Source organism: Lacinutrix sp. (assembly GCF_037625555.1).
GTDB lineage: Bacteria > Bacteroidota > Bacteroidia > Flavobacteriales > Flavobacteriaceae > Lacinutrix.
In genome coordinates this window covers 1-5,949 of sequence record NZ_JASJHV010000090.1, presented here as the reverse complement: position 1 = coordinate 5,949, position 5,949 = coordinate 1, and the positions used below count along the sequence as shown (strand labels likewise).

Sequence of the window (5,949 nt, the reverse complement as noted above, 5' to 3'; positions counted from 1 at the left end):
CCTAAAAAGAACATTAAAACTGTGACTACCAAAATAACACCAAATATGATGTTGTTTACTAAATCATCTACTTGTCCAATGGTTACAGAAGATTGATCGTTAGTTACAGTTACAGATAGATCTTTTGGGAATACATTATCTATAGCATTTTTTACAATAACTTGTATTTGCTCTGCTGCAGCAACCATGTTTTTACCTGCACGTTTTTTAACATCTAGCATTACTACAGGTTCACCATATTCTCTAGCAAAAGTTGTTTTATCTTCTTCTTTAAAAGATACTTCTGCAATATCTTTTAGGTAAATAGATTTTTCTTTTTCAGATTTTACAACGAATTTTTCTAATTCTGAGGGCTTTTCAATTTCACCAATAATTCTAATCGTTCGTCTTTGTCCACTAGCTTTTAAATTACCTGCAGACATGGTTAAATTACCATTGCCTATTGCTCCTGTAACATCGTTAAAAGTGACTTCGGCAGCCATCATTTTATAAATATCTACAGCGACTTCAACTTCTTTATCTTGAGCACCACGAATATCTGCCTTTTTAATTTCTGGCAAATCTTCAATTTCATCTTGAAGATATTCTGCAAATTCTTTTAGTTTCTGAATTGGGTAATCTCCAGATATATTAATGTTTATAATTGGCATTTCTTCAGAAAGGCTTAATTCAAAAACATCTGGACTTACTTTTGCACCATTAAAAGTCGGCCAATCTTCGTTAGCTGTTTCTGTATCTATCTCATCTTTTACTTTTTGTTTTGCTTGATCTACAGTAATACCTTCATCAAACTCAACAACAAGCATAGAATAATCTTCTTGAGATGTTGATGTTATTTCTACAACATTACTTACCGTTTTTAGTTTGTCTTCTAAAGGGTCTGTAATAAGTTTTTCAATATCTTCTGCTGTATTTCCAGGATAGATTGAACTAACATAAATTTTAGTTTCGTTTACTTCTGGGAAATTTTCTCTTGGCATGCTAAAAAATGCTGCAATACCTAAATAAAAGATAACTGCAATAAGCACATACATTTTGGTTTTGTTATTAATTGCCCACGATGATAAACCAAATTCTTTATCGCCTTGTTTTTTCTTTTTAGTCATTTTTTTGGTTTAGTAGTTTATTACTTTAACTGTTTGTCCATCCTTAACACTACGTGCACCTTCCAAGATTAGTTCGGCTTTATTTGTGATACCCTCTAAAACCTCGATAACATCACCTTGAGTTCTACCTGTTTTAATAATAATTTTATTTACTACACCTTCATTATTGTCTTTTTTGTTAATTACAACGTAAACGTATTGTTCGCCTTCTGCATTTTCCGAAATAATACTTTGTGGAACAAGTATGGCCTTTTCGTTTGTGTAATCGTTAATCTTAAGTCTTGCAGTAAGGTTTGGTTTGATGCTTTTGTCTTTATTTGGCACATCTATCTCTACCTTAAAAGTTCTATTAACAGGATTAATAACATCACCAGCTTGACGTATTTTAGTATTGATATTTTTACCTAAAACAGGAAATTCTACTCTAACAGACTTACCTTTTGTTATGTTTGACACATAGCTTTCTGGTACATCTGTTTCAATGTACATGTTGTCTAAATTTACAATCTGTATAAGCGGTGTTTGTCCTGCTCCAACAACATTTCCTTTTTCTGTAATAACATCGTCTATTGTGCCAGTAAAAGGAGCTCTAACCGTAGTTTTATTGATTTGTTGTTGTAATTGATTAATTGCTTCTTGTTGAGATTCGTAAGCTGATTTTGCTTGTAGATATTGAATTTCACTACCAATTTTTTGGTTCCATAAGCGTTCTTGACGCTCAAAGGTAGTTTTTGCTAAGTTAGATTGTATTTTAAATTGTGCTAATTGTTGGCTTAATCCACCATCGTCAATTTTTGCCAGAACTTGTCCTTTAGAGACGCGTTGTCCTTCTTTTACGTATATGTGTGTTAGAATTCCATTATATTCTGGTGTTATAACAAGAAGGTTTTTAGTGGTTACATTACCTTGTAATTCTAAGACGTGTTTAAAAACTTCTTCCTTTGCAGTAAAAGTTGTAATTAAAGGAACGTTTTGTGTAGTATCTAATGTTTTAATTTTTGCGTCTAATAATTTTATTTTAGAATGAATAGCATCTTCCTGTGTTACTAATTCTGCACGTTTAGCACGAATGTTTTCTAAGTTATTGGTTTCTAATACGCTTTCAACCGTATTTTTTTTATTCTGTCCACAAGAAGCTAAAAGTAGAGTTAAGATTATTACTGAAAATATATGTTTCATTTTATAGTTTTTTTTGATTGAATTAATTTTTTGATATTTCGTTTAAAACAGTTTCTAGTTCTGCTTTTTTGTTAATGACATCAAGCATAGTTTGTAATAATTCATCTTGTGCTGTATACAATTGTGTTTGTGCTTGACGTAAATCGAAACTAGAGCTTAGACCTTCAAAAAATTTGGTTTGATTTTTTTTCTCAATACGTTCTGCAAGTTTTAAGTTTTCTTTTTTATTTTGATAATCTTCAATTGCAAATTGGTAGTTACTTTTAGAAGAGGCAATTTGTAATTTTAGTTTTTGTTCAGTTTCTGTTAATGCAATTTCAGCTTTTTCTAAATTAATTTTAGCACGTTCCATAGCTGCATTCCTCATCCCTGAACTAAAAATCGGGATGTTTAAACCTACACCAAATAGTGAAGAGCCAAACCATTTTTCACCTGTATTAGTAAAGTTAAAATTTTCTCTATTTGCAATATATCCACCATTTAAAGAAGCATTTAGGCTTGGTAAACCTTTGCTTTTTTCAAGTTTCACTAAAAGTGCTTTAGCGTTTTTGTCATTTTCAGAAATTCTATAATCTATAGTATTAGTAACATCATTATTTGCTTCAAGAAGACTTAATACTATATTTTGTTCGGTTAAAAGTTGTAAATTTTCTGAGAGTGTTGTTACAGCATCAATAGGTTTTCCTATAGTAATATTAAACATCTGATATGATAAATCTCGAAGTCTTATTACATTATTAAGATTGCTTTTTACACCAGATAATGTAATTTTAAGCTGTTCTACACTTTCTTCTTCTTCTAGACCGTTTTCGTAAATTTTAGTAATGTCATTTAGATTTTTTTCTAATACTGAAATATTTCGTTTTAATATCTCTAAACTTTCTTCAGCTAATAAAATGTTTCCATAGGCATTAATTACAGCTTTTCTAACTTCTAAATCTGTTTTTTCTTTTGCGTTTTTAGAGATTTCTAGAAAAACTTTGGCAGATTGTAAACCAACCAAATATGAGCCGTCAAATAATAATTGTGATAGAGTAGCTGTAGCAGATAGCGATTGTTTAGGTCCTACTTCAAGAAATTCGTTACCTATTACAAAAACATTTCGTTTAAGTGCGTTTTGGTAGTCTACTGCTGCATTTAGCTGTGGTAATCCTGTAGCTGTAGTTTCCCATTTTTGTTGTTCTGCAGCATCAATATCTAAGGTTGCATTTTTTGCTTGTCTGTTGTTTTCTAGTGCATAATCGATTGCTTCTTGCAATGTGAAGCTGGTTTTTTCATCTTGTGAAAACCCTATAGAAGTGGATAGCAAAACAAGGATTAATAAAATTTTATTGGTCATTATTTTAAGATTGATTTTTTGTTATAAAGTTGTTTAATACAGTCATACCTTTTTCTGTTACAATAGCACGTAAATGGTATTCTAGATAGCTTTCCATTAAATAATCCATAGTGTATTGTTCTGCTGGAAAAAACATATTGTCCTTAATTCCAGTCATACCAGTAAAGTACATACGTGAGATAAAGTCTACATCGATACTGTTTCTAAAGACACCAGTATCAACACCATGTTTTAAACTATCTCTTACTGAGTCATCCATTTTTTCAAATTGCTTAACCTTTAATGAGTCATGAATTTGTGGATAATATTTTTTAAGTTGATATTGAGGTGATGTTTTTTCGTTATTTAAATGCTTCATTACAAACATTTTAATAGCATACAATTCTTCAATAGGATTTTTAGAAGTATTACAAATACAGTCTATTCCGGTACAAATAGTGTCAAAAAGATGAAACGTTACAGCCTCAACTAATTTTGTTTTATTTTTAAAATGAACATATATGGTTTTTTTAGAAATTGCCATTTCTGAAGCAATATCATCCATTGTCACACTTTTAAACCCAAGATTTAAAAAGAGTTCTCTTGACTTATGTATAATTTTTTCTCTCATAATTTGCTGCAAATGTACACAAGGAAACTTTAAAAACAATATAAGTTTCCAAAGTTTTAGTAATTTATTAACATAGATTTTTTTAATGAATCAATTTATTTAGCTTTTTACATTATTTTTGCCAAATGCATAACACTCAAGACTACCAAACCGCATTTTTAGATTATTTAGAAATTTTTTCTAAAGTTCGTGAACCTAAAAATTTATATGAGCCTATTAATTACATCCTTAGGTTAGGTGGTAAGCGTTTGCGTCCTGTTTTAACATTAATGAGTGCTGAGGTTTTTAATACCGATTATAAAAAGGCAATGGATGCTGCATTAAGTATCGAGGTGTTTCATAATTTCTCTTTGGTGCATGATGATATTATGGATGCAGCGCCTTTAAGAAGAGGACAGCAAACTGTACACGAAAAATGGGATGCTAATACTGGTATTTTGTCTGGAGATGCGATGTTAATTATGGCATATCAATTATTTGAGAATTATGAGTCAGAAACTTTTCAAGCATTAGCAAAACTATTTAGTAAAACAGCCCTTGAGGTTTGCGAAGGGCAACAATACGATGTAGATTTTGAGACTCGAGACGATGTTACCATACCCCAGTATTTAAAAATGATTGAATATAAAACAGCAGTCTTGGTTGGTGCAGCTATGAAAATGGGTGCTATTGTGGCAAATGCTTCAAAAAGTGATCAAAATGGTATTTATGAATTTGGACGTTTATTAGGTATTGCTTTCCAGCTTCAAGACGATTATTTAGATGCTTTTGGAAATCCAGAAACGTTTGGTAAGCAAGTAGGAGGCGACATTATTGAAAACAAAAAGACCTATTTATACTTGAAAGCGTTAGAGTTTTTAAACAATCAAGACAATAAGCAACTTCAACATCTGTTTTCTGTAAACTTAAAAGATAATGAAGAAAAAATCTCTACTGTAAAACAGTTTTTTATCTCAAGTGGATCTGCCGAAGCAACTCAAAAGGAAATCGAAAATTACACAAAAAAGGCATTTTCTGTTCTTGAAACACTAAGTATTAATAAAGAAAAGAAAAGCCAATTAGAGGCGTTTGGTAATGCCTTAATGACACGTAAAGTGTAATTTACAGTAATGTATACTATGAAATTACCCGAAACTTTTGATGCTTTAATAGAAGAAGCAAATACATTAGATTTATACAAAAAATTAATACTACAGTTAAATAAAGATTTTTTGTACGCAAATATAGATTTAGATTTTAATGAGGATATTTTACCATCTAGTTTAAAGTTGTTACTGCACGAGACTGTTTATAAATTAATTCAAGAAAAATTTACAGAGTATCTTAATCTTCTCTATATAATTGATGTTCCAGAACATAAAGTTAAAGCTTTAAACGTTGATGATACTGTTGAGTTAGCTGCTAAAGTTTCGTTTTTAATTTTAAAACGCGAATGGCAGAAGGTTTGGTTTAAAAACACCTATTCTTAGTATGGGATATTATTGTCATTAATTATGTTGTTTTGTATCTTTATAATGATTATAATAATAGTTAAATAATGTTTTCAAAAGCTTGTGAATACGCTATAAAAGCTTCAATTTTTATAGCCTGTAACTCTACAGAAGGAAGAAGAGTAAGTCCAAAAGAAATTTCAAAAGAAATTGACTCTCCTCAAGCTTTTACTGCAAAAATTTTACATGTAGTATGTTGCAGGGGTTATCCCGTGATTCCTGCAA

General features: G+C 30.5%; 6 protein-coding genes. 2 read left to right on the top strand and 4 right to left on the bottom strand.

Annotated elements, in window-relative coordinates:
* From QNK89_RS07695 to QNK89_RS07680, 4 genes are all read right to left on the bottom strand, one after another.
* Positions 1 to 1,106: efflux RND transporter permease subunit (locus tag QNK89_RS07695; RefSeq protein WP_340170430.1), on the bottom strand; the 1,106-nt coding region annotated here is incomplete at its 3' end.
* A 9-nt stretch (positions 1,107 to 1,115) separates the two neighbouring features.
* A complete protein-coding gene (locus tag QNK89_RS07690) occupies positions 1,116 to 2,285 on the bottom strand; it encodes an efflux RND transporter periplasmic adaptor subunit (RefSeq protein ID WP_340170429.1) in 1,170 nt (389 codons plus the stop codon).
* 22 nt (positions 2,286 to 2,307) lie between these two features.
* On the bottom strand, positions 2,308 to 3,624 hold the full coding sequence (locus QNK89_RS07685) for a TolC family protein (protein ID WP_340170428.1): 1,317 nt from the start codon (positions 3,622 to 3,624) through the stop codon (positions 2,308 to 2,310).
* A gap of 4 nt (positions 3,625 to 3,628) precedes the next feature.
* Positions 3,629 to 4,234, bottom strand: coding sequence for a TetR/AcrR family transcriptional regulator (locus QNK89_RS07680; RefSeq protein WP_340170427.1), 606 nt, complete (start codon positions 4,232 to 4,234; stop codon positions 3,629 to 3,631).
* A 125-nt stretch (positions 4,235 to 4,359) separates the two neighbouring features.
* Between QNK89_RS07680 and QNK89_RS07675 the strand changes: the two genes are divergently transcribed.
* Positions 4,360 to 5,334, top strand: coding sequence for a polyprenyl synthetase family protein (locus tag QNK89_RS07675; protein ID WP_340170426.1), 975 nt, complete (start codon positions 4,360 to 4,362; stop codon positions 5,332 to 5,334).
* 18 nt (positions 5,335 to 5,352) lie between these two features.
* Positions 5,353 to 5,703: a hypothetical protein gene (locus tag QNK89_RS07670; RefSeq protein WP_340170425.1), complete on the top strand. Its 351-nt coding sequence runs from the start codon at positions 5,353 to 5,355 to the stop codon at positions 5,701 to 5,703.
* Positions 5,704 to 5,949 lie beyond the last annotated feature (246 nt).

What these genes read in the sequence shown, in the direction of transcription:
- QNK89_RS07690 (WP_340170429.1), bottom strand. Translation starts at nt 2,285, where the DNA reads ATGAAACATATATTTTCAGTAATAATCTTAACTCTACTTTTAGCTTCT.
- QNK89_RS07685 (WP_340170428.1), bottom strand. Translation starts at nt 3,624, where the DNA reads ATGACCAATAAAATTTTATTAATCCTTGTTTTGCTATCCACTTCTATA.
- QNK89_RS07680 (WP_340170427.1), bottom strand. Translation starts at nt 4,234, where the DNA reads ATGAGAGAAAAAATTATACATAAGTCAAGAGAACTCTTTTTAAATCTT.
- QNK89_RS07675 (WP_340170426.1), top strand. Translation starts at nt 4,360, where the DNA reads ATGCATAACACTCAAGACTACCAAACCGCATTTTTAGATTATTTAGAA.
- QNK89_RS07670 (WP_340170425.1), top strand. Translation starts at nt 5,353, where the DNA reads ATGAAATTACCCGAAACTTTTGATGCTTTAATAGAAGAAGCAAATACA.